Origin of the sequence: Rhodococcus pyridinivorans (assembly GCF_900105195.1) — a bacterium.
Taxonomy (GTDB): Bacteria; Actinomycetota; Actinomycetes; order Mycobacteriales; family Mycobacteriaceae; genus Rhodococcus; species Rhodococcus pyridinivorans.
The window spans coordinates 2,304,368-2,329,027 of the sequence record NZ_FNRX01000002.1 but is presented as its reverse complement, the minus strand read 5'-3'; the positions used below and the strand labels follow the sequence as shown (position 1 = coordinate 2,329,027).

The window sequence follows — 24,660 nt, the reverse complement described above, 5'->3', positions numbered from 1 at the left end:
GATGCACGGTTGTCCAGCTTACGGGTTCACACGGGGAGCAGACTCGCCACCACCGTTGCGAGCTGCTGCGCCGACCGGCACTCGTGCATCGTGACGACCTCGCTGTAGACCCTGGCGGCCGAATCCCCCGAACCCCATTGTCCCTTCGGCTCGGGATTGAGCCAGTGCGCGTGCCGTGCGACGGACACGAGATGTTCGAGGACTTCGAGGTTCGGATTGCGGTAGTTCGTGCGGCCGTCGCCGAGGATCAGCAGCGAGCTGCGGCTGGTGAGGGCGTGGGCGTGGTTCTCGGCGAAGCCGCCGAGGGCGTGTCCGTAGTCGGAGTGACCGTCGTAGGTGATCAGCTCCGCTTCCTTCAGCATCCGCGACATGGACTCGCCCAGATCGGACCCTGCGGCGAAATGATGGGTGACCTCGTCGGCGGTGTCGATGAACGCGAACACGCGCACGCGGGAGAACTGTTCGCGTAGGGCGTGCACGAGCAGCAACGTGAAGTGCGAGAAGCCGGCGACGGAGCCGGAGACGTCGCAGAGCACGACGAGCTCGGGACGCGCCGGACGGGGCTTGCGGTTGACCAGGTCGATGGGCACGCCACCGGTCGACATGGACTTGCGCAGTGTGCGCCGCAGGTCGATGGCGCCGGCACGAGCGCGCCGGCGGCGCGCCGCGAGACGGCTCGCGAGCAGACGCGCGAGCGGCATGACGCTGCGGCGCAGGGCGACGAGTTCCGCGTCGGACGCGCGCAGGAAGTCGACCTCCTCGGCAAGCTTGGGCACCCCGTACTTCTCGACGCGTTCGCGGCCGAGCTGCTCGGCGGTGCGTCGCCGGGTCTCCCGTTCGACCATGGCCCGGAAATCGGCGATGCGCTGGGCGGCGGTGCGCCGCGCGACCTCGCTCTCGTAGGCGGCGTCGTCGCGTTCCTCGCGGGTGCTGTTGCCGAGCAGTCCCTCGAGGATCTTCGTGAGCAGGGTGTCCGGGGAGACGTCGCGAAGCGCCTGATAGGCCGAGAAGGACGGGCCGTTCGACGACGCATACTGGCCGAGTTCCTCGACGATGGCGGAGACGAGCATCTCGGAGGCCTCGAGTGCCTCCGGCGACTCGTCGGACAGCAGCTCGGCGATGAGATCGCGTAGGGCCTCGAAGTCGACCTCCCCCGTGGGGGTGCGTGGGATGCTCGCCTGAGGGTCGGTGGCCTCGCGGCGTCCGATCGCGGGCGGGAACCACAGGTCGAACAGGGCGTCGAAGGTCGGCCGGTGTGTGGACCGGCGGAGCAGGGTGCACGCGAGGCCTTCGCGGAGGGCCTCCCGATCGAGGAGATCGAGCACCGTCATGACCCGTCCGGCGTCGACCGTCTCGGACGGCCCGACCGCGATGCCGCGACGGCGCAGCGCCTCGACGAATCCGACCAGGTGCCCGGGCAGTCCGTGGGGTGCCGGGGGCGCCTCGGATCCGGGAAGGTGCGCGGCGGCCATGTCAGTTCAACCGGAGCTCGGCGGCAGCGCGGATCTGGTCGGACTGGTGCTTGAGGATCACGCCGAGCGTGCTGCGCAGCGCGGTGTCGTCGAGGGTGTCGAGTCCTAGTGCGAGCAGGGTGCGACCCCAGTCGATCGTCTCGGCCACAGACGGCACCTTCTTGAGTTGCATGCCGCGGAGCACGCGGACCGTGCGTACGAGTTGGTCAGCGAGCGCGTCGGGCAGATCGGGGACCCGGCTGGCGAGGATGCGTCGTTCGAGGTCGGCGTCGGGGAAGTCCAGGTGCAGGAACAGGCACCGGCGCTTGAGCGCTTCGGACAACTCGCGGGTGGCGTTCGAGGTGAGCACCGCGAACGGCTTGCGGGTGGCCCGGATGGTGCCGAGTTCGGGCACCGTGACCGCGAAGTCACTGAGCACCTCGAGCAGCAGGCCTTCGATCTCCACGTCGGCCTTGTCGACCTCGTCGACGAGCAGCACGGTCGGATCCTCGCGGCGGATCGCGGTGAGCAGCGGCCGCGACAGCAGGAACTCCTCGGAGAAGACGTCTTCCTTGGTGCGGTCCCACGACTCGCCCGCCGCGGCGGTCGCCCCTGCCGACTGGATGCGCAGGATCTGCTTGGCGTGGTTCCACTCGTACAGCGCGCGGGACTCGTCGACGCCCTCGTAGCACTGCAGGCGCACGAGTTCGGCCTCGGAGGTCTCGGCGACGGCGCGGGCAAGTTCGGTCTTGCCCACGCCCGCGGGTCCCTCGATCAGCAACGGCTTGCCGAGGCGATCGGCGAGGAACACCGCGGTCGCGGTGGACTTGTCGGCGAGATAACCGGTACCGGCCAGACGATCGACGACGTCCTGGACGTCCGCGAAGATCGGCGGGGTGGTGGGCAGCGCACGATCCACACTGGTTCCTTTCGTCGGGCCGGTCTCGATCAGGCGGGACGGGTGTGGCCGTCGCCCCACACCACCCACTTCGTCGACGTCAGTTCGGGCAGACCCATCGGGCCGCGAGCGTGCAGCTTCTGGGTGGAGATGCCGATCTCCGCGCCGAATCCGAACTGCTCGCCGTCCGTGAACGCCGTCGAAGCGTTGACCATAACGGCTGCGGCGTCCACGCGCGTCGTGAACTCCCGAGCAGCGGCGAGGTCCGAGGTGACGATCGCCTCGGTGTGGCCGGTGCCGTAACGGTCGATGTGGTCGACGGCCGCGTCGAGGTCGTCGACCACCGCGAGGGCGACGTCGAGCGAGAGGTACTCGTCGGACCAGTCCTGGTCGGTCGCGGGCACGAGGCCGGGCAGGTCGCCGTGGACCGTCACGCTGTGTTGCTGGAATGCCTGCAGGAGCTTCGGGACGGCGGTGTCGGCGATCGCCTTGTCGACGAGGATCGTCTCGGCGGTGTTGCACACGCTGGGCCGGCGGGTCTTCGCGTTGATCACGATCTTCTCCGCCATCTCCAGATCGGCCGCGGAGTGGACGTAGACGTGGCAGTTGCCGGTGCCCGTCTCGATCGTGGGGACGGTCGCGTCGCGCACCACCGCGGCGATCAGACCGGCGCCACCGCGCGGGATCACGACGTCGACCAGGCCTCGGGCCTGGATCAGATGCGTGACCGACGAGCGGTCGGCGCTCGGCAGCAGCTGCACGGCATCGGCGGGGATGCCCCGGCTCTCGAGCGAGGCGCGCAGCACCTCGACGAGCGCGGCGTTGGAGCGGGCCGCGGACGACGAGCCGCGCAGCAGCGCGGCGTTGCCGGACTTCAGGGCGAGACCGAATGCGTCGACCGTGACGTTGGGCCGTGCTTCGTAGACCATGCCGACCACGCCGAGCGGGACGCGCACCTGGCGCAGCTCGAGACCGTTCGGCAGCGTCGAGCCGCGGACGACGCCGCCGATCGGGTCGGGCAGTCCGGCCACCTGGCGCAGGCCGGCGGCGATCCCGTCGATCCGGGCGGAGGTCAGGCGCAGCCGGTCGAGGATGGCCTCTTCGGTGCCACCGGCGCGGGCGGCCTCGATGTCCTCCGCGTTCGCGGCGAGGACGGTGTCGGCGGCGGCGAGCAGAGCGTCGGCCGCGGCGTGCAGAGCCGCGTCCTTCTCGATGGTGGTGAGCAACGCGAGACGACGGGAGGCCACGCGGGCGCGACGCGCGGCCTCGTGGACGGCCTCACGGGTGTCCGTGCCGGCGTCGGTCGCAGCTGAGTCGGGGGTCACGGCAGTCATGTATCCAGCCTAGTCGGATCCTCGCGGAAGCCGACAGGCCGTGTGCCGTCAGCGCAGGCCGGTGCCCCGCGCCAGCGCCGTCTCCACCAGGATCGACAGCAGCTCGGCGTACTCCACGCCGGTGGCCTCCCACATCCGCGGGTACATCGAGATGGAGGTGAATCCGGGCATCGTGTTGATCTCGTTGATCACCGGTCCGTCCTCGGTGACGAAGAAGTCGACGCGGGACAGGCCGTGGCAGTCGAGGGCGCGGAACGCCCGGACCGCGAGTTCGCGGATCCGGTCGGAGGTCTCTTCGTCGAGCTTGGCCGGGACGTCGAACTCGCAGACGTCGTCGAGGTACTTCGTGTCGAAGTCGTAGAACGCCTCGTGGTCGTCGGAGGTGTCGGGCATGCGGATCTCGGCGACGACACTCGCGCGGACGTCGCCGTCCGGGAACTCGAGCACGCCGCACTCCACCTCGCGGCCGATGATCGCGGACTCGACGATGACCTTGGGGTCGTGCTGCCGGGCCTTCGCGACGGCGTCGTCGAAGGCGGCCCAGTCGGCCACGCGACTGATGCCGATGGACGATCCGCCGCGGGCGGGCTTGACGAAGACGGGCAGGCCGAGGCGGGTCTTCTGCTCCTCGGTGAGGGTCGCGGTGCCGGGACGCAGGACGATCTGGAAGCCGACGGGCAGGCCTTCGGCCGCGAGCAGTTTCTTGGTGAACTCCTTGTCCATCCCGGCGGCGCTGGCAAGAACCCCGGGACCGACGTACGGGATGTCCGCGAGTTCGAGCAGACCCTGGATGGTGCCGTCCTCGCCGTAGGCGCCGTGCAGGACGGGGAACACCACGTCGACCGAGGCGAGCACCCGGCCGTAGGAGCCCTCGTCGAGGGCGACGATGTCGCCACCGCGGGTCGGATCCGCGGTGAGGACGAGATCGGAGCCGTCGCCGGCGACGACGGGCAGTTCGCGACCGGCCGCGGCGAGGCCGGCGGGGTCCGCGTCGCCGAGGACCCATGCGCCCTCGGGAGTGATGCCGATGGGCACGACCTCGTACTTCTGCGGATCCAGGTTGCGCAGGATGCTCCCTGCCGAGATGCAGGAGACGGAATGTTCGTTGCTGCGACCACCGAAGACGACGGCCACCCGGGTTCGGGGCATACTCACGTGTCGAACCGTACCGGGTGGCGATCTCCGCGTGTCGAGCGAGTCCTACGCGGGTGGGGCCGGACACCCTGCTATGTCTCCGCGGGCTCCGGTCTCCCTCGGTGGAGGGTCGTCTCCTTCAGCGCCGCGTCGAGATCGGCGAGCAGATCCGCGGTGTCCTCGATTCCGCACGACAACCGGACGAATCCCTCCGGCACCGCATCGCCCCATCGTGCGCGACGATCCGCTGTCGTGTGGATACCGCCGAAGCTGGTGGCGGGTGCGACGAGCGTGGCCGCGCGGACGAAGCGGTGCACCTCGTCGCGGCCGGGTAGCCGGAAGGTGACGAGGGGGCCGAAGCGGCTCATCTGGCCGGCCGCCACGGCGTGGGCGGGGTCGCCGGCGAGTCCGGGATAGCGGACGTCCGTGACAGCGGCGTGCTCGAGCAGCATCCCGGCGACGGCGAGCGCGTTGGCGCACTGCCGTTCGAAGCGCAGTCCGGCGGTGCCGAGGCTGCGGTGCGCGAGCCAGGTCTCGAAGGGTCCCAGCACGGTTCCCGACAACAGTCGTTCCCGGTCGATCGCGGGCAGCAGTTCGGGATCCGCGACGGCGATGTATCCGAACAGCAGGTCACTGTGTCCGCTGAGCGATTTCGTCCCGCTGGCCACCACGACGTCGGCGCCGAGATCGAGGGGCAGCTGGCCCAGGGGTGTGGCGGTGGTGTTGTCGACGAGCAGGAGCGCGTCGGAGACGTGGCACGCGGTCGCGATCGCGCGCAGGTCGACGGTGTCGAGGCCTGGATTAGACGGGGTCTCGACCAGTACGACGGAATTGTCGGGAGCGGTCACCAGAACGTCGGTCAGGGTGCCGTCACCGAACTCCGCGACCGACATCTCGACGACCTTCACTCCGTGCGGCGCCAGGAATTCCTGCGCGTACGTGCGCACCTGGTAGTAACCGTCGGAGGGGACGACGACCGTGCCGCCCGGGGCCACGAGGGATCGCAGGGCGACCGTGATCGCCGACATTCCCGAGCCGACGACGCGGGCGGCCGAGGCGTGCTCGAGGTCGGCGAGCGCCGATTCGAGTGCGCGCCAGCCGGGATTCGAGGCCCGCGCATAGGTGTCGACGTCGTCGCGCTCGTCCTCCCCGAGGAGATACGGCGCCGCGAAGACCGGTCCCGCCTGCAGCGGGGAGCCCGGAACACCCTCGTGTGCAACTGCCTTCACACAGCGAGTCGAATCGCCCGTCATGCCACTCATTCCGGCTTGATCCGGCGTCCGAGCAGCTGCCCGATCGCGTCCTGCACCGACATGCCTTCGTGGCACACGCGGTGCACGGCGTCGGTGAGCGGCATCTCGACGTCGTAACTCGCTGCGAGGGCGCGGACCGAGGTGCACGACTTGACCCCTTCGGCCACCTGACCGTGGGTGGCCTCCTGCGCGCTCTCGAGGGACTCACCGCGGCCGAGTCGTTCGCCGAACGAACGGTTGCGGGACAACGGGGACGTACATGTGGCGACGAGATCGCCGACACCGGCGAGACCGGCGAGTGTGGCCGGCTTGGCCCCGAGGGCGGTTCCGAGCCGGGTGATCTCGGCGAGACCGCGGGTGATGATGCTCGCGACGGTGTTCTCACCGAGCCCGACTCCGGCGGCCATGCCGCACGCGAGGGCAATGACGTTCTTGCAGGCGCCGCCGACCTCGCAGCCGATGACGTCGGAGTTCGTGTACGGACGGAAATATTTTGTGGCGCAGGATTTCTGGATCTCCATGGCGCGGGTGGAATCGGGGCACGCGATGACGGTCGCGGCCGGTTGCCCCTCGGCGATCTCACGGGCGAGGTTGGGGCCGGACAGCACGGCGATGCGATTCTGCTCGGCGCCGGTGACCTGACCGATCACCTGACTCATGCGCATCAGGGTGCCGCTCTCGATTCCCTTGGCGAGACTGAGAAGTGTCGCGTCCGGTCCGATATCTGCCTTCCACTCCTCGAGATTGGTACGCAGGGTCTGACTCGGGACGGCGAGGACCACGAAATCGGCGCCCTCGAGGGCCACCCGATGATCGGCCGTCGCCTTCAGCGAGTGCGGCAGTTCCACACCGGGTAGATAGTCGGAGTTCTCGTGCCGCTCGGCGATGCCACGCGCCACCTCCTCGCGCCGCGCCCAGATCGTCACGTCCGTTCCGGCGTCGGCCAGCACCTTGGCGTACGCCGTCCCCCACGAACCCGCGCCCAGAACTGCTGCTGTGGTCACGCCATCCTCACTCTCATCCGATGCCCGGCACTCACGCTCGCGATCGGCCCGGAGCGGGCGGTCGCGACCGGTTCGGTCCGGGCGGTCACCACCCACGGTCGCACCCAGTATCGCGCAGGCTCCACCGACACCGCGCCGGGTCGGAGGACGGACCGCACACGACCCGGTCGCACCGGGCGCTCGTGCGGTTCGTCACCTGGCGCGACCGTGCGATTCGATACTGATGGCACAATCGGGCAATGCCCGCGACGCACGTGCTCGTTCCCGTCAAGGCCCTCGGCCTGGCGAAGTCGCGGCTCTCGCACGTCCTCGACCCGGCAGCACGGGAATCACTGGTGCTTGCGATGCTGCAGGACACCGTGACGGCGGCGCTGTCCGCCGGAGACGTGACGGTCACCGTCGTCACCGCCGACGAGCGGGTCGCGGCCGCGGCGCTGGACTGCGGCGCGGACGTCCTCCCCGACCCGGTGCGTCCCGACTCCCCCGACCCGCTGAACTCCGCACTGCTCGCAGCGGCCCGCCGGGCGCGGGAGCACGCACCCGGCGCCGAACTCGTGGCGTTGCAGGCCGACCTTCCGTCCCTGCGGCCCGAGGATTTCGTGCTCGCACGCGAGACTGCGCGGCGGACCGGAACGGCCGTGGTCGTCGACCACACGGCGAGCGGTACGACGGCGTTGCTGCACTGCGTGAGCGGCACCCTGCCGCCACTGTCGTTCGGTCCGGGATCGGCCGGTCGCCACATCGATGCCGGTGCGTACCCGGTACCGGACGCCCTCCCCGGACTGCGACTCGATGTGGACACACCGGACGATCTTGCCGCCGCACTGCAACTCGGCGTCGGACCGGCCACCGCGGCCGTGCTCGACACGGTCGAGTTCCCCCTGTGCCACCCGTGCGACAGCGCTGCAGGGAGCCGTCGCTCTGCAACAATGAACTCGTGACCAACGGCGATTCCCCCGATCCCACGAGTTCCGAGCACGCGGCACCATCCGGTGCCGCACGACCCGCCGGTCGCGTAGCGACCGCCACCAGCGCCCCTCCGGCCGCGACGGGACTGCAGTCGAGGACCGATCACGACAACACGCTTCCCGTCGACCGCTATCTCAACCGCGAACAGAGCTGGCTCGATTTCAACGCCCGCGTTCTCGCGCTCGCGGAGGACACCTCGCAGCCGTTGCTCGAACGCGCCAAGTTCCTCGCGATCTTCGCGTCGAATCTCGACGAGTTCTACATGGTGCGGGTCGCCGGGCTGAAACGTCGCGCCGAGACGGGGTTGTCGGTCCGGTCCGCGGACGGACTGACCCCGCGCGCCCAGCTCGCGCTCATCGCGTCGAGCACGCGCGAACTCGCCGGTCGCCAGGCGCAGGTCTTCCTCGACTCGGTCATGCCCGCCCTGGCGGCCGAAGGCATCTCGATCATCCGATGGGCGGATCTGACGGAGGACGAACGCCGACGACTGACACAGTATTTCGCCGACCAGGTCTTCCCGGTCCTGACGCCGCTCGCGGTCGATCCCGCACACCCCTTCCCGTACATCAGCGGCCTGTCCCTGAACCTCGCTGTCACGGTCAAGGATTCGCAGTCGTCCGGTGAACACTTCGCGCGCGTGAAGGTGCCCGACAACGTCGATCGGTTCGTCCGGGTCGATCGCGCGGGTTCGTCGCACGGACTGCCGGCCTTCCTCCCGCTCGAGGAGCTGATCGCCGCCCATCTCGACGTGTTGTTCCCGGGCATGGAGATCGTCGAGCACCACGCATTCCGCGTCACCCGCAACGCCGACTTCGAGGTCGAGGAGGACCGCGACGAGGATCTCCTTCAAGCCCTCGAACGCGAACTCGCCCGGCGGCGCTTCGGATCTCCCGTGCGGCTCGAGGTGTCGGACGACATGACCGAGCACATGCTCGACCTCCTGTTGCGCGAACTCGACGTCGATCGGGTGGACGTCGTCCAGTTGCCCGGGCTGCTCGATCTGTCGTCGCTGTGGCAGGTGCACGCCGTCGACCGACCGGATCTGAAGGACGCCCCCTTCGTGCCGGCGACCCATCCCGCCTTCGGCGAGCGAGAGACACCGAAGAGCGTGTTCTCCACCCTGCGCGAGGGCGACATCCTCGTCCACCACCCGTACGACTCGTTCTCCACGAGCGTGCAACGGTTCATCGAGCAGGCCGCCGCCGACAGCCAGGTCCTCGCGATCAAGCAGACGCTGTACCGGACGTCGGGCGACTCCCCCATCGTCAACGCCCTGATCGCCGCTGCCGAAGCGGGCAAGCAGGTCGTCGCGCTCGTGGAGATCAAGGCACGCTTCGACGAGCAGGCCAACATCAAGTGGGCGCGCAAGCTCGAACAGGCCGGTGTCCACGTCGTATACGGACTCGTAGGTCTGAAGACACACTGCAAGACCTGTCTGGTCGTGCGGCGCGAGGGTTCGACGATCCGCCGCTACTGCCACATCGGCACCGGCAACTACAACCCGAAGACCGCTCGTCTCTACGAGGACGTCGGCCTGCTCACGTCGTCACCCGAGATCGGCGCCGACCTCACCGACCTGTTCAACACCCTCACCGGATACTCCCGGAAGGCGCAGTACCGCAATCTGCTCGTCGCACCGCACGGAGTCCGCAAGGGCATCATCGAACGCGTCGAGCGTGAGATCGAGCACCACGCGGCCGGTCGCCCCAGCGGGATCCGGCTCAAGGCCAACGCCCTCGTCGACGAGCAGGTGATCGACGCGCTCTACCGCGCGTCGCGGGCGGGGGTGCGGACCGAGGTGGTCGTGCGCGGGATCTGTGCCCTCAAGCCGGGCGTGCCCGGCCTGAGCGAGAACATCACGGTGCGCTCGATTCTGGGGCGGTTCCTCGAACATTCGCGGTTGTTCCATTTCCGGGGCAGCGACGAGTACTGGATCGGTAGCGCCGACATGATGCACCGGAACCTCGACCGTCGCGTCGAGGTGATGGTGCAGGTGAAGAACACCCGGCTCGCAGCGCAGCTGGACGGCATCTTCGATTCCGCGCTCGACCCGGTCACCCGCTGCTGGATTCTCGAGGGCGACGGCACCTGGACGGCGTCCCCCGAGCCGGGAACCGCTGCCCGCGACCACCAGGTCGAACTCATGCGTAGTCGTGCGTCCTGAGGTGGAGGGAACGTTGACCGAATCACGCGACAAGCCCGTGAAGGCCAACATCTTCGCGGCGGGCGCGGTCCTGTGGCGTCCTGTCGACGAGAACGCTCCGGACGATGCGCAGGTCGCGCTCGTGCATCGCCCGCGCTACAACGACTGGTCCTTTCCGAAGGGCAAGCTCGACGCGGGTGAGACGGCCGTGGTTGCCGCGGTGCGGGAGATCGAGGAGGAGACCGGATTCCGCTCCGCGCTCGGCAGTAGTCTCGGGAAGGTCGTCTACCCCGTTCCGGGTCACCGCAAGCTCAAGCGGGTGGACTACTGGGCTGCGCGGTGCCTCGACGGGCAGTTCGCGCCCAATGACGAGGTTGACGAATTGCGTTGGGTGTCCACCGAAGAGGCATTCGATCTGTTGTCCTATCCGATGGACCGCAGTGTCCTGCGCCGGTTCCGCCGGGTGCCGCTGGACACGACCATGGCGCTGATCGTGCGGCACGCCAAGGCGGGTAGTCGGAAGAAGTACAAGGGCGACGACCGTTACCGGCCCCTCGATGCGTCCGGACGGGCACAGGCCGAGGCGCTCGTTCCGCAGTTGACGGCGTTCGGCGGCGACAGCGTGGTGTCCGCCGACCGCACGCGGTGCATCGCGACGGTCGAACCCTTCGCCTCCCGGCACGGGCTCGAGATCGCCATCGAGCCGGCCCTGTCGGAGGAGGAGTACCGCGCCGATCCGGACCACGGCCGCAAGCGGGCGCTGGAGATCGCGTCCGGTCCCGGCACTCCCGTGATTTCCAGTCAGGGCAGGGTGATCCCGCCGCTCCTGGAGTGGTGGGCCGAGCGCGACGGTCTCGTGCTGCCTCCGGCGCGGAACCGGAAGGCGAGCATGTGGGTGTTGTCGCTGCGCGGCGATCGTCTCGTCGCGGCCGACCACATCGACAGCCCTCTTCCCACGGGCCGTCCACCGGCGGACAACGAGAGCATCTGACCGAGTACACACGACGGCGGCCACCGGATGTCCGGCGGCCGCCGTCGTCTCACCTGTGCGGCTCGCACGTGTGCGAGCCGCATCGCGGGTGGGTGTTACTTCTTGGTGCTCTTGCGGGCCGTGGTCTTCTTGGCCGTGGTCTTCTTCGCTGCGGTGGTCTTCTTCGCCGCGGTCGACTTGGTGGCGGTGGTCTTCTTCGCCGGAGTCGACTTGGCCGCCGTGGTCTTCTTCGCCGCGGTGGTCTTCTTCGCCGCGGTCGACTTGGTGGCGGTGGTCTTCTTCGCCGGAGTCGACTTGGCCGCCGTGGTCTTCTTCGCCGGAGTCGACTTGGTGGCGGTGGTCTTCTTCGCCGCCGTGGTCTTCTTCGCTGCGGTGGTCTTCTTCGCCGCGGTCGACTTGGTCGCCGTGGTCTTCTTCGCCGCCGTGGTCTTCTTCGCCGCCTTCTTCGCTGCCGCGGTCTTCTTGGCCGCTGCAGCTGCACCGCGCTTCACGGCCGGACCCGAAGCCGGGAGCTTCTGGGTGCCCGCGATGATGTTCTTGAAGGACTGGCCGGGACGGAAGGCCGGCACCGAGGTCGGCTTGACCTTGACCGTCTCACCCGTGCGCGGGTTCCGCGCGACACGCGCGGCCCGACGACGCTTCTCGAAGACACCGAATCCGGTGATGGTGACGCTCTTACCGTCGTGCACGGCGCGAACGATCGCGTCCACGATGTGCTCGACGGCCGCGGTGGCGGTGCGCCTGTCCGAACCGAGTTTCTCGGTCAGAACGTCGATCAGTTCTGCCTTGTTCATTGATTTCCTCCGCACATACACGGTCCACCGTCAGACCGACTCCAGTCCACGGTAGACCCGCAAACGGGCAAGAGTCTATGTGCCACGCGGATTCTCATGCAAATAACCTCCGGGCCCGGCCCGACGGGAGCGTCGGACCGGGCCCGGAGAAGGCGCGTTCGGGGGTGTTTTCAGGGCGCCGGAAGGGTACTCGGTTTCCATGACGGCCTTGACTTTTCGTACTCGGAAATCGCGTCTACCTGGCGCAATGTCAATCCGATGTCGTCGAGACCCTCCAGCAGACGCCACCGCGTGTAGTCGTCAATGGTGAACGGCACCACGGTGGTTCCGGCGGTCACCGTCCGGTTCTCGAGATCCACTTCCAGTTCGAGTCCGGGCTGCTGCTCGATGAGCTTCCACAGCAGTTCGACGTCGTCCTGCGAGACCTGAGCGGCGAGCAGACCGGCCTTTCCGGCGTTGCCCCGGAAGATGTCGGCGAAGCGGGACGAGATCACGACCCGGAATCCGTAATCCGACAACGCCCACACGGCATGCTCACGCGAGGAGCCGGTGCCGAAATCCGGTCCGGCGACGAGAACGCTGCCGCGGTCGAAGGGCGGGGTGTTGAGGACGAAGGACGGGTCGTTGCGCCATGCGGCGAACAGACCGTCCTCGAATCCCGTACGGGTGACGCGCTTCAGGTACACGGCCGGGATGATCTGATCCGTGTCGACATTGGAGCGGCGCAGCGGGACGCCGATGCCCCTGTGGGTGGTGAAGGCTTCCATCGAAAATTCTCCTCGTCGGTCCTGTGGTCTAGTCCAGATCCGCCGGTGCGGAAAGCGTTCCCCGCACCGCGGTTGCGGCGGCCACGGCCGGCGAGACGAGATGCGTCCGTCCGCCCTTGCCCTGCCGTCCTTCGAAATTCCGGTTCGAGGTCGACGCGGAACGCTCGCCCGGCGCCAACTGGTCGGGGTTCATCCCCAGGCACATCGAGCACCCGGCCTGACGCCACTCGGCCCCTGCGGCGGTGAAGATCTCGCCGAGACCCTCCTCCTCCGCCTGCGCGCGCACCCGCATCGAACCCGGCACGACGAGCATCCGGACGCCGTCGGCGACCTTGCGGCCCTGCAGGACATCCGCCACGGCACGCAGATCCTCGATGCGGCCGTTGGTGCACGAGCCGACGAAGACGGTGTCGATCTTCACGTCGCGCAGCGGCATGCCCGGTTCGAGATCCATGTAGCGCAACGCCTTTTCCGCTGCAGACCGCTCGGTTTCGTCGGCGATCTCCTCGGGTACCGGAACGCTGGACCCGAGCGCAGCGCCCTGGCCCGGGTTGGTGCCCCACGTGACGAAGGGGGTCAGAGCGCTGCCGTCGATGTGGACCTCGGCGTCGAAAACCGCGTCGTCGTCGGTCTTCAGCTGCTCCCACGCCTCCACGGCAGCATCCCAGTCGGCGCCCTTCGGGGCGTGCGGGCGGCCCTTGATGAACTCGTAGGTGGTCTCGTCGGGGGCGATCATGCCGGCGCGGGCGCCCGCCTCGATCGACATGTTGCAGATGGTCATCCGCGCTTCCATCGACAGTGCGCGGATCGCCTCGCCGCGGTACTCGAGGACGTAGCCCTGTCCGCCGCCGGTGCCGATCTTCGCGATGATCGCGAGGATGAGGTCCTTGCTCGTCACTCCCGGCGCGAGGGTGCCGCCGACGTTGATGGCCATCGTCTTGAACGGCCGCAGCGACAACGTCTGTGTCGCCATGACGTGTTCGACCTCACTGGTGCCGATGCCCATCGCCAGTGCGCCGAAGGCGCCGTGGGTGGAGGTGTGGCTGTCGCCGCACACCACCGTCATGCCGGGCTGCGTGAGACCGAGCTGCGGGCCGACCACGTGGACGATGCCCTGATCGAGGTCGCCCATGGGGTGCAGACGGACACCGAACTCCTCGCAGTTGCGGCGCAGGGTCTCGACCTGTGTGCGCGAGACCGGGTCGGCGATCGGCTTGTCGATGTCCACCGTGGGGACGTTGTGGTCCTCGGTGGCGATCGTGAGGTCGGGACGCCGCAGCGGGCGTCCTGCCAGCCGCAGACCGTCGAAGGCCTGCGGGCTGGTCACCTCGTGTACGAGATGCAGGTCGATGTAGATCAGGTCCGGCTGTCGCGCCGATCCCTCTCCTTCACCGCGCACGACCACGTGCTGGTCCCACACCTTTTCCGCCAGAGTCTTTCCAGCCATCTTCTCCACCTTGTCGTACGTGACGAACGCGGGATCCCGGGGGGCTGTCCGGCCGCGTATGGCGTCGTCCCCACCGTTCTCGGCATGCGATATGCTTCCCATTATGCGAGACGGAGGTATCGACCTATGAGACAGCATAGCGGGATCGGAGTGCTGGACAAAGCGATGACAGTCCTCCATGCGGTTGCCGAACAGCCGTGCAACCTCAACGAGTTGTGCGCGCGGACCGGCCTGCCCCGTGCCACGGCGCACCGTCTCGCCGTGGGCCTCGAGGTCCACCGCCTCCTCATGCGCGACAGCGACGGACAGTGGCGTCCCGGCCCCGGACTGGCCGAATTGTCCGCGGGCGCAGGCGACACGCTCGTCGAGGCCGCCTCGCTCGTCCTCCCCCGTCTGCGCGAGATCACCGGCGAGAGCGTGCAGTTGTACCGCCGCGAGGGCACCCAGCGGGTCTGCGTCGCCGCTCTCGAACCGCCGACCGGTCTGCGCGACACGGTCCTCGTCGGCGCACGCCTTCCGATGACGGCCGGCTCCGGCGCGAAAGTTCTGCTCGCGTGGGCCGATACGGCGACCCAGCGCGCCATCCTCCCCGACGCGGCCTTCGGTGAACGCGTGCTCGTCGAGGTCCGCCGCCGCGGCTGGGCGCAGAGCGCCGCCGAACGCGAACCCGGTGTGGCGTCGGTCGCCGCACCCGTGCGCGACAGCAGCGGTGGCGTGATCGCGGCGATCTCCGTATCGGGCCCCATCGACCGCATGGGCCGCCGACCGGGCGCCCGCTGGGCCGCCGACCTCCTCGCCGCCGCAGAAGCGCTCCAGAAGCGTCTCTGAGGCCGACCGCATGTCCGTGTCCCTTCGGGTGGAGCCCGGGCGGGGCGGGAGGAAGACAGCCGTGCGGCTCCACGCTCTGCCAGAGTGCTTCGCATGGGAACCAACCGCCGCGCAGGCATCACGATGACGGAGTCGGAGATCGACGAGTTCCTCCACCGCAGCCGGGTCGCGAACCTGGCGACCCTCGGACCGACGGGCACCCCGCACCTCGTCGCCATGTGGTACGCGGTGCTCGACGGGGAGATCTGGTTCGAGACGAAGGCGAAATCGCAGAAGGTGGTCAACCTCCGGCGCGACGATCGCGTGACCGTCCTCGTCGAGGCCGGCGACACCTACGACCAGTTGCGTGGCGTCTCGATCGAGGGGCGGGCGGAGATCGTGGACGACCACGACCGCCTGTTCGAGGTCTGCCGCGACGTGTGGGAGCGGTACACCGCCCCGTACACGGAGGAGGCGCGCCCCGCGGTGGAGCAGATGATGCACAAACGGGTGGCCGTCCGTGTGGTGCCCGCGCGGGTGCGTTCGTGGGATCACTGCAAGCTCGGGATGCCTGCCATGGAGATCGGCGGCACGACGGCCGCCTATCTTCCGTCCGCCGCGCACTGACCGCCCATACGCGAAAGGCTCTCCGATCGATGATCGGAGAGCCTTCGTGGTTGTACCCCCGATGGGATTCGAACCCACGCTACCGCCGTGAGAGGGCGGCGTCCTAGGCCGCTAGACGACGGGGGCCTGGAACTTTCCGAGGAATCGACGAGCCGACGCCTCCGAGAGAAGAACACCCACCGACCCGGAGATCGGTGGGTAGTCCGTTGTACCCCCGATGGGATTCGAACCCACGCTACCGCCGTGAGAGGGCGGCGTCCTAGGCCGCTAGACGACGGGGGCCTATGGAACTTCTTCTCTTCGCTTCCCGAAGGAAGCTCAGCCAGCATAGCTGGCTGAGACGTTGCGGGCAAACCGCCGCGTCTCAGCTGGGGTACCAGGACTCGAACCTAGAATGGCTGAACCAGAATCAGCTGTGTTGCCAATTACACCATACCCCAATGGTTTGTTCCTTCGGCCTGCCCTGCGGGCGTTGTGGCCTCCGTTCCGAACCGAGAAGAAGATTAGCACCAACCCCGCCACCAACTACAAATCGGCTGGTCAGAGGAGTGCAATCGAGCTCAGGACGAGCTCGGTGGCATGAAATCGAGCCCGGAACGAGTTCGGCCCGTCGCCGGCGGGTGCCGACGACGGGCCGAGAGCGACCATGCAGGGGTCAGGCGATGCGCGCCCGCCCGGCACGCAGTCGTGCAAGGGTGCGCTCACGGCCGAGCAGTTCCATCGACTCGTAGAGCGGCGGGCTGACGTGCGAGCCCGTCACCGCGACCCGCACGGGAGCGAAGGCCTTCCTCGGCTTCAGTTCGAGCCCCTCGATCAGTGCGCTCTTGAGCGCCTCCTCGATCGCCGGCGTGGTCCACTCGGTCAGGCCCTCGAGGGCGGCGACGGAGGCGTCGAGCACGGGCGCGGCATCCTCCTTGAGATTCTTCGCCGCGGAGACCTCGTCGAGCGTGAAGTCGGCGTCGTCGACGAACAGGAACTTCAGCAGGTCCCACGCGTCCCCGAGAACGACGATACGGGTCTGTACGAGGTCGGCGGCCGTCCGGAAGAGCGCGTCGTCGACGTCGGCCCCGATCCGGCCGTGCTCGACGAGGTACGCCTTCAGCCGGGTCGCGAACTCCTCCGGCTCGAGCAGGCGGATGTGCTCGGCGTTGATGGCGTCGGCCTTCTTCTGGTCGAACCGGGCGGGGTTCGAGTTGACCTTGGAGATCTCGAAGGCCGCGACCATCTCGTCGAGGGAGAACACGTCGCGGTCGTCGGCGAGACCCCAGCCGAGCAGAGCGAGGTAGTTGAGCAGGCCCTCGGGGATGAACCCGCGATCGCGGTGCAGGAAGAGGTTGGACTCCGGGTCGCGCTTGGAGAGCTTCTTGTTGCCCTGCCCCATCACGAACGGCAGGTGGCCGAACTCGGGCGTGAAATCGGTGACGCCGATGCGCTGCAGCGCCGCGTACAGCGCAAGCTGACGCGGGGTGGACGACAGCAGGTCCTCGCCGCGCAGGACGTGTGTGATCTTCATCAGCGCGTCGTCGACGGGATTGACGAGCGTGTAGAGCGGGATGCCGTTGCCGCGGGTCAGCGCGAAGTCGGGCACCGAGCCTGCCTTGAAAGTGGTCTCGCCGCGGACCAGGTCGTTCCACGTGAGGTCCTCTTCGGGCATGCGCAGTCGCACGACCGGCTTGCGCCCCTCGTCGAGGAATGCCTGCCGCTGCTCCGGGGTGAGGTCGCGGTCGAAGTTGTCGTAGCCGAGCTTCGGGTCGCGGCCGGCGGCCTTGTGCCGCTCCTCGACCTCTTCCGGCGTCGAGAACGACTCGTAGGCCTCACCGGAGTCGACGAGCTTCTGCACGATCTCGAGGTGAAGGTCGCGTCGCTGCGACTGCCGGTACGGCTCGTACGGTCCGCCGACCTCCGGACCCTCGTCCCATTCGAGACCAAGCCACCGGAGGGCGTCGAGGATCGCCTGGTACGACTCCTCGGTGTCGCGTGCGGCGTCGGTGTCTTCGATGCGGAACACGAAGGTGCCGCCGTGATGACGTGCGAAAGCCCAATTGAACAGGGCGGTGCGCACCAGACCCACATGCGGGGTTCCGGTCGGTGACGGGCAGAAACGTACGCGTACTTCGCTGGTGGTCATGACTCGCTCAGGGTTGAGGATCGACGGGAGACCTTCCCAGGCTATCCGCCCCGCAGCGAGCTCCGGTCAGGATCCCTTGGCGACGACCGGATTCGTGAGCGTTCCGATGCCCTCGACGGTGATCGAGACTGTGTTGCCCGGCTCGATCGGTCCGACACCTTCGGGAGTGCCGGTGAGGATGACGTCGCCCGGCAGCAGGGTCATGACACCGGAGATCCATTCGATGAGCTTCGGGATGTCGTGCACCATCTTCGAGGTGCGGCTGCGTTGGCGGATCTGCCCGTCGACCTCCGCCGAGATCTCGAGATCGGAAGGGTCGATGTCGGTTTCGATCCACGGACCGAGCGGGCAGAAGGTGTCGTGGCCCTTGGCTCGGCCCCACTGGCCGTCCTTGCGCTGATGGTCGCGCGCGGACACGTCGTTGGCGATCGTGTAGCCGAGGATCGCCTCCCGGGCCTTCGCGGCGGGGACGTCCTTGCAGGGACGCCCGATGACCACGGCGAGTTCGGCCTCGTGATGGACGAGCGAGGTGGTGGGCGGAATCACGATGGGCGCGCCCGGGCCCACGATCGACGTGTTGGGCTTGAGGAAGATCATCGGCTCGTCGGGGACCTCGTTGCCCGACTCGGCGGCGTGGGCGGCGTAGTTGCGACCGACCGCGATCACCTTGGTGGCGAGGATCGGGGCGAGAATCCGCACGTCGGCGAGGGGCCAGCTCCGGCCCGTGAAGGTGGGGTTCCCGAAAGGATGCTCGGCGATCTCCTTCGCCGTCGCGGACTTCCCCTCCCCTTCGATGCTCACGAACGCGACACCATCCGGGCTGGCAATTCGACCAAGGCGCATGTCCGGAGTCTAACGGTGCGCGCACACTGCGATCGACGCCCGGGTGCCGCGGGTATAGAGTCCGACCAAGATTTCATATAACGGTACGACTTTCTCAGATAGTGGGACTCATGGACAATCCGGACATCGGTCGGCGCCGATGGCTGATCCTGGCCCTCGGCGTCCTCGCCCAGGCCTCCCAGGCCACCGTCATCAACGGCGTCGCCTTCCTCATCCCAATCCTGAACCAGGAGGGTGGCTTCACCCTCGCCCAGGCCGGAACCCTCGCCGGCGCACCGATCCTCGGCGGCGTGTTCACGCTCGTCGTGTGGGGCGCGATCGCCGACCGGTTCGGCGAACGTCTCGCGCTGGCCGCCGGACTCGGGATCGCGGCCGTCTCGATGGGACTCGCGAGCGCGACCACCTCACTGGACCTGTCCCGCACCACCTCCGCAGCACTGCTCGGCCTATTGCTGATGTGTGCGGGAGCCGGCGCCGTGAGCGCCAATTCGGCGAGCGGTCGCGTGGTGGTCGGATGGTTCCCGCCGCACCAGCGCGGCCTCGCGATGGGCATCCGGCAGATGTCGGTGCCGCTGGGTGTCGCCGCGGGCGCACTCGTCATCCCCACTCTCGCGGGCGACCACGGGATCGCCTGGGCGCTCTCGTTTCCCATGCTCGCGTGCGGGCTCGCAGCCGTCGTCTGCGCGGTCGGCGTGGTGGATCCGCCCCGACCCGGACGGGTGGAGGCCGAGCGCGCAGGCGTGCTCGGCAATCCCTACCGGAGTTCCATGTCCCTCACGCGGATCCATCTCGCGTCGATCCTGCTCGTCGTTCCGCAGTACGTCGTGTGGACCTACGCCCTGGTCTGGCTCATCGCCGACCGCGGCTGGGACGAGGTCGGCGCCGGTCTCGTCATCACCGCCGCCCAGATCCTCGGCGCCCTCGGACGTGTCGTCACCGGGGCCTGGTCCGATCGGGTGGGCAGCAGGCTGGGACCGATGCGCCTCGTCGCCGCATCGGTCGTCGTGTCGATGGTCGCGCTCTCCGTCACGGCGTGGACGGATTCGGCGATCGCGGTGGGCGTCCTGCTCGTCGCGTCGATCCTGACCTCGGCGCCGAACGGGTTGGCATTCACTGCCGTCGCGGAGATCGCCGGCCCGTTCTGGGGCGGCCGCGCACTCGGGATCCAGAACACCGGGCAGTTCGTGTTCGCCGCGGCCGTCGGACCGGTCTTCGGTGGGCTCATCGCCGCGGTCGGATTCCCCGCGGCCTTCGCCCTGTCCGCCATCGCTCCCGCAGCGGCGGTCCCGGTGATACCGAAGGACTGATACGCGAAACGCGCGTGGCGCCGGACGGGACGTACCCGCCGGCGCCACGCGCGTTTGTGCCGAAGAACTCGGTGCCCGGAGAGAATCCGCGCTCAGAGATCAAAGAGAAGCAGCGATCCGATCGCCGATCTCGGTGGTCACGATCGGACCGGGGCCACGATTCGCGAGGTCGGCCTCGACGGCCCGCTCGACGCGTGCAGCATCCTCCTCGCGCCCGAGATGGCGCAGCAGCAAGGCGGTGGACAGGATCGCCGCGGTGGGATCGGCGATGCCCTTGCCGGCGATGTCCGGTGCCGAGCCGTGGACCGGTTCGAACATCGACGGGTTGGTGCCCGAGGCGTCGATGTTGCCGCTCGCGGCAAGGCCGATACCGCCGGTTACGGCGCCGGCGAGGTCGGTGATGATGTCGCCGAACAGGTTGTCGGTGACGATGACGTCGAAGCGCGACGGGTCGTCGACCATGTAGATGGTCGCGGCGTCGATGTGACAGTAGGCCGTGGTGACCTCAGGGAACTCCTTGCCGACGGTCTCGACGGCGCGGGTCCAGATGGCGCCGGCGTTCGACAGCACGTTCGTTTTGTGGATGAGCGTGACGTGCTTGCGGCGGGTCTGCGCGAGCTCGAAGGCGTAGCGGACCACGCGCTCGGCTCCGAACCAGGTGTTCACCGAGACCTCGGTGGCGATCTCGTGCGGGGTGCCGACGCGGATCGCTCCCCCGTTGCCGGTGTACGGGCCCTCGGTGCCCTCGCGGACGACGACGAAGTCGATCTCGTGGTCGGCGGCGAGCGGCGACTTCGAGCCCGGGTACAGGCGCGACGGCCGCAGGTTGACGTGGTGGTCGAGTGCGAACCGCATGTTCAGGAGGAGACCGCGTTCGAGGACGCCCGGCGTGACCGACGGATCGCCGATGGCACCGAGGAGGATCGCGTCGTGCTCGCGGATCGCGGCGAGATCGGCATCGGGCAGGAGTTCGCCGGTCGCGTTGTACCGGCGGGCACCGAGGTCGTACTCGGTCGTCTCGAGATCCGGGACGAGGGCGCGGAGCACCTTGAGAGCTTCCGCCGTGACCTCGACACCGATGCCGTCACCGGGGATGACCGCAAGTTTCATGAGCACTACTCACTTCCTGTGCGACGGTGGCCGCGACCGTGCAGACGGTCGCGGCCACCGGATGATGGAGAACCGAAGGATCAGGACAGGTCGACCTGGGCGACGCGCGCGTCGAGCGCCTCGGTGATCTGTCCGACCTCGGCGTCGCCGACGACGCGGTCGACACGGAGGATCACGGTGGCGCCGGGGCCCTCCGCGTCCTGGCTCAGCGCCGCGGCCTGGATGTCGATGCTCGCGTTGCCGAGCACGGTGCCCAGCGTTCCGAGGACACCCGGACGGTCCTGGTAGTGGACGATCAGGTTGTGGCCCTCGGCGCGGAGGTCGAAGCTGCGGCTGTTGATGTTGACGATCTTCTCGACCTGCTGCAGGCCGGTGAGCGCACCCGCGACGGACGTGACGTGTCCGTCCGGCGCCACGGCGCGGACCTCGACGGCGCTGCGGTGCGTGGTGGCCTCGCTGACCTTCTCGACCTCGACCGTCACGCCGCGCTGCTCCGCGAGCTTGGGGGCGTTGACGAAGGTGACGGGCTCGTCGCTGCTCGCCGAGAACAGGCCGCGGAGGGCGGCCAGGCCGAGAATGTCGGTGTTCTCGGCCGAGAGCTCACCGCTGACGACGACCTGCACGTTCTGCACGGCCTCGGGCGAGAGGGTGCCGGCGAGCAGACCGAGCTTGCGAACGAGCTCGAGCCACGGCGCGACCTCCTCGCCCACGGGGCCACCGGAGACGTTGACGGCATCGGGCACGAACTCGCCGGCGAGGGCGAGCAGCACGCTCTTGGCAACGTCGGTACCGGCGCGGTCCTGGGCCTCGGCGGTGGATGCACCGAGGTGCGGGGTGACGACGACGTTGTCGAGGTCGAACAGCTTCGAATCGGTGCACGGCTCGGTCTCGAAGACGTCGAGGCCGGCAGCGCGGACCTTGCCTTCGACGAGCGCGTCGTACAGCGCGTCCTCGTCGATCAGGCCACCGCGGGCGGCGTTGACGATGATGACGCCGTCCTTGGCCTTGGACAGACGCTCGGCGTTGATCAGGCCGGCGGTCTCCTTGGTCTTGGGCAAGTGCACCGAGATGAAGTCGGCGCGGGCGACCAGCTCGTCGATGTCGACGAGCTCGATGCCGAGCTGTGCGGCGCGGGCGGCCGGCAAGTAGGGGTCGTACGCGATGACGTGGGTTTCGAACGCCGCAAGACGCTGGGCGAACAGCTGGCCGATGCGGCCGAGGCCGACGACGCCGACCGTCTTGCCGAGGATTTCGGTGCCGTTGAAGCTCGACCGCTTCCAGGTGCGCTCACGCAGGGTGCGGTCGGCGGCGGGAACCTGCCGCGCCGCGGACATGAGGAGCGCGACCGCGTGCTCGGCGGCGGAGTGGATGTTGGAGGTGGGCGCGTTGACGACCATCACACCGCGCTCGGTGGCAGCAGCGATGTCGACGTTGTCGAGGCCGACACCGGCGCGACCGACGATCTTGAGGTTGGGCGCCGCAGCGAGCACCTCGGCGTCGACGGTGGTCGCGGAGCGGACCAGCAGCGCCTGGGCCTCGGGCACGGCCGCGAGCAGGGCGGGGCGGTCGGGGCCGTCGACCCAGCGCACCTCGACACCGTCACCGAGCGCATCGACGGTCGACTGCGCAAGCTTGTCGGCGATCAGGACTACTGGACGGCCATTCTGGCTCACGTGCGGACTCCCTGTGTCGTGAATGTGTGAGTGGTCGACGGCGCTCGCGCCCGACAGCATGCGTGGGCACCCGCGACCGCCCACAGTTTAGTGCCCCGGCCCCTCCCACGGGGCCACCGGGACCGGGATCACGGTGGTGCGGGCCGATCCTTCCGCGGGGGCGGGACGATGTCCTGCGGGGGTGCGTCGAGCACACTGCGCTCGATGCCGGGCTGGTTCCGGTGCCGGAAGGCCACCACGGCAGTGCGGACGGTCGGATGGAATCGACCGGCCCCGAAGCGATTCCCCGATTGCATCCGGTGCAACTTGTCCTTGACCGGCCCCTTCATCGCGGCGAAGGCGAGCCGTATCCCCCTGTGGGCGAGGTAGTCGTCGAGACGTTCGATCTCCTCGACGGCGCTGATATCTAGATCCGTGATCGGTTCGGCCGCGAGTACCACCCACTCGATACGGTCCTCGCGTTCGCGGACGAGTTCACGGACGAACTTCGTGAGGATCACACCGTTCGCGAAGAACAGCGGAGCGTCGAATCGCACGAGCACGAGACCCGGGATGCGGTGGCCCTCGGGATGCCGCTCCCGGTCGTGATATCCGGCGATGTTCTCGAGTTCGACGAGTTCGGTCCGGTGGGGTTGCCAGGCACGCACGATCACGACCGCCAACGACAATGCGATCGCGACGAGTACACCCCTCAACACACCGGCGAGACCGACCGCCACGAATGCGGCGAAGGACAAACAGAATTCGATCTTGTTGACCCGCCACAGGCGACCGAGCCCCTTCGCATCGACGAGCGCACTCGCCGCGGCGATCACGACGGCAGCGAGCGCGGCCTGCGGCAGGTACGCCGTCGCCCCCGGCGCGGCGAGCAGGAAGATCGCGACCGTCACCGCTCCGACGGCACCCGCGAGCTGGGTACGCGCTCCGGCCTGTTCGAGGACGGGAGTGCGACTGCCGCTGCCGCAGATGGGGAATCCGCCCGTCGCACCGGCTGCGATGTTCACCACACCGAGGGCGCGCATCTCGGAACTGCCGTCCACGTCCTCGCCCCGTCGGAGCGCGAACGAGCGCGACAGCACCGCGGTGTCGGCGAACGCGATGACGGCGACCGCGACCGCGGGTGCGAGCAGTTCGATCACGTCTCCCCGTTCGATACCGCCCAGAACGGGCGCGGGGATCCCGGAGGGCAGCGCCCCCACCATCTCCACCCGATCGGTGAGCCCGAACACCTCGACCGCCGCGGAGGCGGCGACCACCGCGACGAGCACCGCGGGTATGCGGGGAACGACCTTCTGCAGCACGAGGATCACAGCGAGGGTGCCGGCGCCGAGGAGAAGTCCGACCGGTTCGACACCGTCCTCGAAGACGTCGTCGACGACGTCGAGAACCTCGGCGACGACACCGGATTCGTCGGCCGAGGTGCCCAGCAGGAGCGGGAGCTGCCCGACGATGACGATGATCGCGATCGCGTTGAGGAAACCGACCCGGATCGGTGTGGAGAGCAGATAGGTCAGGAATCCGAAGCGGAGTATCCCCCCGACGAGGAGGATCGCCCCGACGAGGAGGGCGAGCACACCGGCGAGGGCGACCGCACGCTGCGGGTCACCGTCGGCGGCGAGCGGGATCACCGCGGCCGCGATGAGCGGGGCGAGCGCGGAATCCGGTCCGAGCACGAGGATCCGGGACGGACCGACCACCGCGTACACGAGCATCGGCACCACTGTCGCGTAGAGACCTGTGTAGGGCGGCAGTCCCGCCGCCTGGGCATATCCCATGCCGGTGGGGACGAGCAGGGCGCTGAGCGCGAGACCCGCCGTGACGTCGCCCCGCAGCCACCCCCGCCGGTAGGACCGTGCGGTGGCGACACCCGGGAGCCGCCCGAACGCGGCGAGGAGCCACATCAGCCAAGTATCCTCCGCGGCCTCGGCCCGTGGCTGCGACATCGCTCACGCGCACCGACGACGGCGGCCCGGCACCCCC

General features: G+C 68.6%; 20 protein-coding genes and 3 tRNA genes. 6 read left to right on the top strand and 17 right to left on the bottom strand.

The features are described from left to right. Positions 1-26: 26 nt before the first annotated feature. From BLV31_RS11130 to BLV31_RS11105, 6 genes are all read right to left on the bottom strand, one after another. Complete coding sequence (locus BLV31_RS11130; RefSeq protein ID WP_024101370.1) at positions 27-1,472, bottom strand: vWA domain-containing protein; 1,446 nt, start codon at positions 1,470-1,472, stop codon at positions 27-29. A 1-nt stretch (position 1,473) separates the two neighbouring features. Then, on the bottom strand, positions 1,474-2,370 hold the full coding sequence (locus BLV31_RS11125; protein WP_006554514.1) for an AAA family ATPase: 897 nt from the start codon (positions 2,368-2,370) through the stop codon (positions 1,474-1,476). 29 nt (positions 2,371-2,399) lie between these two features. After that, positions 2,400-3,683: a glutamate-5-semialdehyde dehydrogenase gene (locus BLV31_RS11120; RefSeq protein WP_024101371.1), complete on the bottom strand. Its 1,284-nt coding sequence runs from the start codon at positions 3,681-3,683 to the stop codon at positions 2,400-2,402. A gap of 48 nt (positions 3,684-3,731) precedes the next feature. Then, the gene (locus BLV31_RS11115; protein WP_211269816.1) at positions 3,732-4,838 is read right to left on the bottom strand and encodes a D-alanine--D-alanine ligase family protein; all 1,107 of its coding nucleotides are present in this window, start codon (positions 4,836-4,838) and stop codon (positions 3,732-3,734) included. A 71-nt stretch (positions 4,839-4,909) separates the two neighbouring features. Then, positions 4,910-6,070, bottom strand: coding sequence for a cystathionine gamma-lyase (locus BLV31_RS11110; RefSeq protein ID WP_081263471.1), 1,161 nt, complete (start codon positions 6,068-6,070; stop codon positions 4,910-4,912). 5 nt (positions 6,071-6,075) lie between these two features. Continuing rightward, complete coding sequence (locus tag BLV31_RS11105; RefSeq protein ID WP_024101374.1) at positions 6,076-7,074, bottom strand: NAD(P)H-dependent glycerol-3-phosphate dehydrogenase; 999 nt, start codon at positions 7,072-7,074, stop codon at positions 6,076-6,078. A gap of 239 nt (positions 7,075-7,313) precedes the next feature. Between BLV31_RS11105 and cofC the strand changes: the two genes are divergently transcribed. The 3 genes from cofC to BLV31_RS11090 are packed head-to-tail and all read left to right on the top strand — an operon-like array spanning position 7,314 to position 11,177. Continuing rightward, positions 7,314-8,015 carry a 2-phospho-L-lactate guanylyltransferase gene (gene cofC / locus BLV31_RS11100; RefSeq protein WP_064061348.1) on the top strand — a complete coding sequence of 234 codons (702 nt, stop codon included), beginning with the start codon at positions 7,314-7,316 and terminating at the stop codon, positions 8,013-8,015. Further along, a complete protein-coding gene (locus tag BLV31_RS11095) occupies positions 8,012-10,207 on the top strand; it encodes an RNA degradosome polyphosphate kinase (protein WP_024101376.1) in 2,196 nt (731 codons plus the stop codon). The genes cofC and BLV31_RS11095 overlap by 4 nt, the downstream gene beginning before the upstream one ends. A gap of 13 nt (positions 10,208-10,220) precedes the next feature. Continuing rightward, entirely contained in the window at positions 10,221-11,177 is a 957-nt protein-coding gene (locus BLV31_RS11090; protein ID WP_064061358.1) for an NUDIX hydrolase, read from the top strand. Positions 11,178-11,272: 95 nt separating this feature from the next. Here the strand turns inward: BLV31_RS11090 and BLV31_RS11085 are convergent, their stop codons facing one another. From BLV31_RS11085 to leuC, 3 genes are all read right to left on the bottom strand, one after another. Then, positions 11,273-11,971 carry an HU family DNA-binding protein gene (locus BLV31_RS11085; protein ID WP_072740430.1) on the bottom strand — a complete coding sequence of 233 codons (699 nt, stop codon included), beginning with the start codon at positions 11,969-11,971 and terminating at the stop codon, positions 11,273-11,275. A 170-nt stretch (positions 11,972-12,141) separates the two neighbouring features. Further along, on the bottom strand, positions 12,142-12,738 hold the full coding sequence (leuD, locus tag BLV31_RS11080; RefSeq protein WP_006554524.1) for a 3-isopropylmalate dehydratase small subunit: 597 nt from the start codon (positions 12,736-12,738) through the stop codon (positions 12,142-12,144). Between the two features lie 28 nt (positions 12,739-12,766). Further along, positions 12,767-14,194, bottom strand: a complete 1,428-nt coding sequence (gene leuC / locus BLV31_RS11075; protein ID WP_019288377.1) for a 3-isopropylmalate dehydratase large subunit — start codon at positions 14,192-14,194, stop codon at positions 12,767-12,769. A 117-nt stretch (positions 14,195-14,311) separates the two neighbouring features. On the opposite strand from leuC, the gene BLV31_RS11070 reads away from it, so the two are divergent. Together BLV31_RS11070 and BLV31_RS11065 are read left to right on the top strand one after the other, a co-directional pair. Further along, positions 14,312-15,013, top strand: a complete 702-nt coding sequence (locus BLV31_RS11070; protein WP_006554526.1) for an IclR family transcriptional regulator — start codon at positions 14,312-14,314, stop codon at positions 15,011-15,013. Positions 15,014-15,106: 93 nt separating this feature from the next. Further along, the gene (locus tag BLV31_RS11065) at positions 15,107-15,619 is read left to right on the top strand and encodes a pyridoxamine 5'-phosphate oxidase family protein (RefSeq protein WP_006554527.1); all 513 of its coding nucleotides are present in this window, start codon (positions 15,107-15,109) and stop codon (positions 15,617-15,619) included. Between the two features lie 53 nt (positions 15,620-15,672). On the opposite strand, the gene BLV31_RS11060 is transcribed toward BLV31_RS11065, so the two are convergent. The 5 genes from BLV31_RS11060 to BLV31_RS11040 form a co-directional block, all read right to left on the bottom strand. Further along, a tRNA-Glu gene (locus tag BLV31_RS11060) sits at positions 15,673-15,745 on the bottom strand. 83 nt (positions 15,746-15,828) lie between these two features. Further along, positions 15,829-15,901, bottom strand: a tRNA-Glu gene (locus tag BLV31_RS11055). Between the two features lie 86 nt (positions 15,902-15,987). Continuing rightward, a tRNA-Gln gene (locus BLV31_RS11050) sits at positions 15,988-16,059 on the bottom strand. A gap of 215 nt (positions 16,060-16,274) precedes the next feature. Further along, a complete protein-coding gene (gltX, locus tag BLV31_RS11045; RefSeq protein ID WP_006554528.1) occupies positions 16,275-17,747 on the bottom strand; it encodes a glutamate--tRNA ligase in 1,473 nt (490 codons plus the stop codon). Positions 17,748-17,813: 66 nt separating this feature from the next. Continuing rightward, on the bottom strand, positions 17,814-18,590 hold the full coding sequence (locus BLV31_RS11040; protein WP_006554529.1) for a fumarylacetoacetate hydrolase family protein: 777 nt from the start codon (positions 18,588-18,590) through the stop codon (positions 17,814-17,816). A gap of 110 nt (positions 18,591-18,700) precedes the next feature. Between BLV31_RS11040 and BLV31_RS11035 the strand changes: the two genes are divergently transcribed. Beyond that, on the top strand, positions 18,701-19,897 hold the full coding sequence (locus tag BLV31_RS11035; protein ID WP_064061391.1) for an MFS transporter: 1,197 nt from the start codon (positions 18,701-18,703) through the stop codon (positions 19,895-19,897). A 99-nt stretch (positions 19,898-19,996) separates the two neighbouring features. Here the strand turns inward: BLV31_RS11035 and BLV31_RS11030 are convergent, their stop codons facing one another. From BLV31_RS11030 to BLV31_RS11020, 3 genes are all read right to left on the bottom strand, one after another. Then, positions 19,997-21,007: a 3-isopropylmalate dehydrogenase gene (locus tag BLV31_RS11030; protein ID WP_039585233.1), complete on the bottom strand. Its 1,011-nt coding sequence runs from the start codon at positions 21,005-21,007 to the stop codon at positions 19,997-19,999. Between the two features lie 80 nt (positions 21,008-21,087). Continuing rightward, positions 21,088-22,680, bottom strand: coding sequence for a phosphoglycerate dehydrogenase (gene serA / locus BLV31_RS11025; protein WP_006554532.1), 1,593 nt, complete (start codon positions 22,678-22,680; stop codon positions 21,088-21,090). Positions 22,681-22,808: 128 nt separating this feature from the next. Continuing rightward, positions 22,809-24,581 carry a SulP family inorganic anion transporter gene (locus BLV31_RS11020; RefSeq protein WP_024101383.1) on the bottom strand — a complete coding sequence of 591 codons (1,773 nt, stop codon included), beginning with the start codon at positions 24,579-24,581 and terminating at the stop codon, positions 22,809-22,811. Positions 24,582-24,660 lie beyond the last annotated feature (79 nt).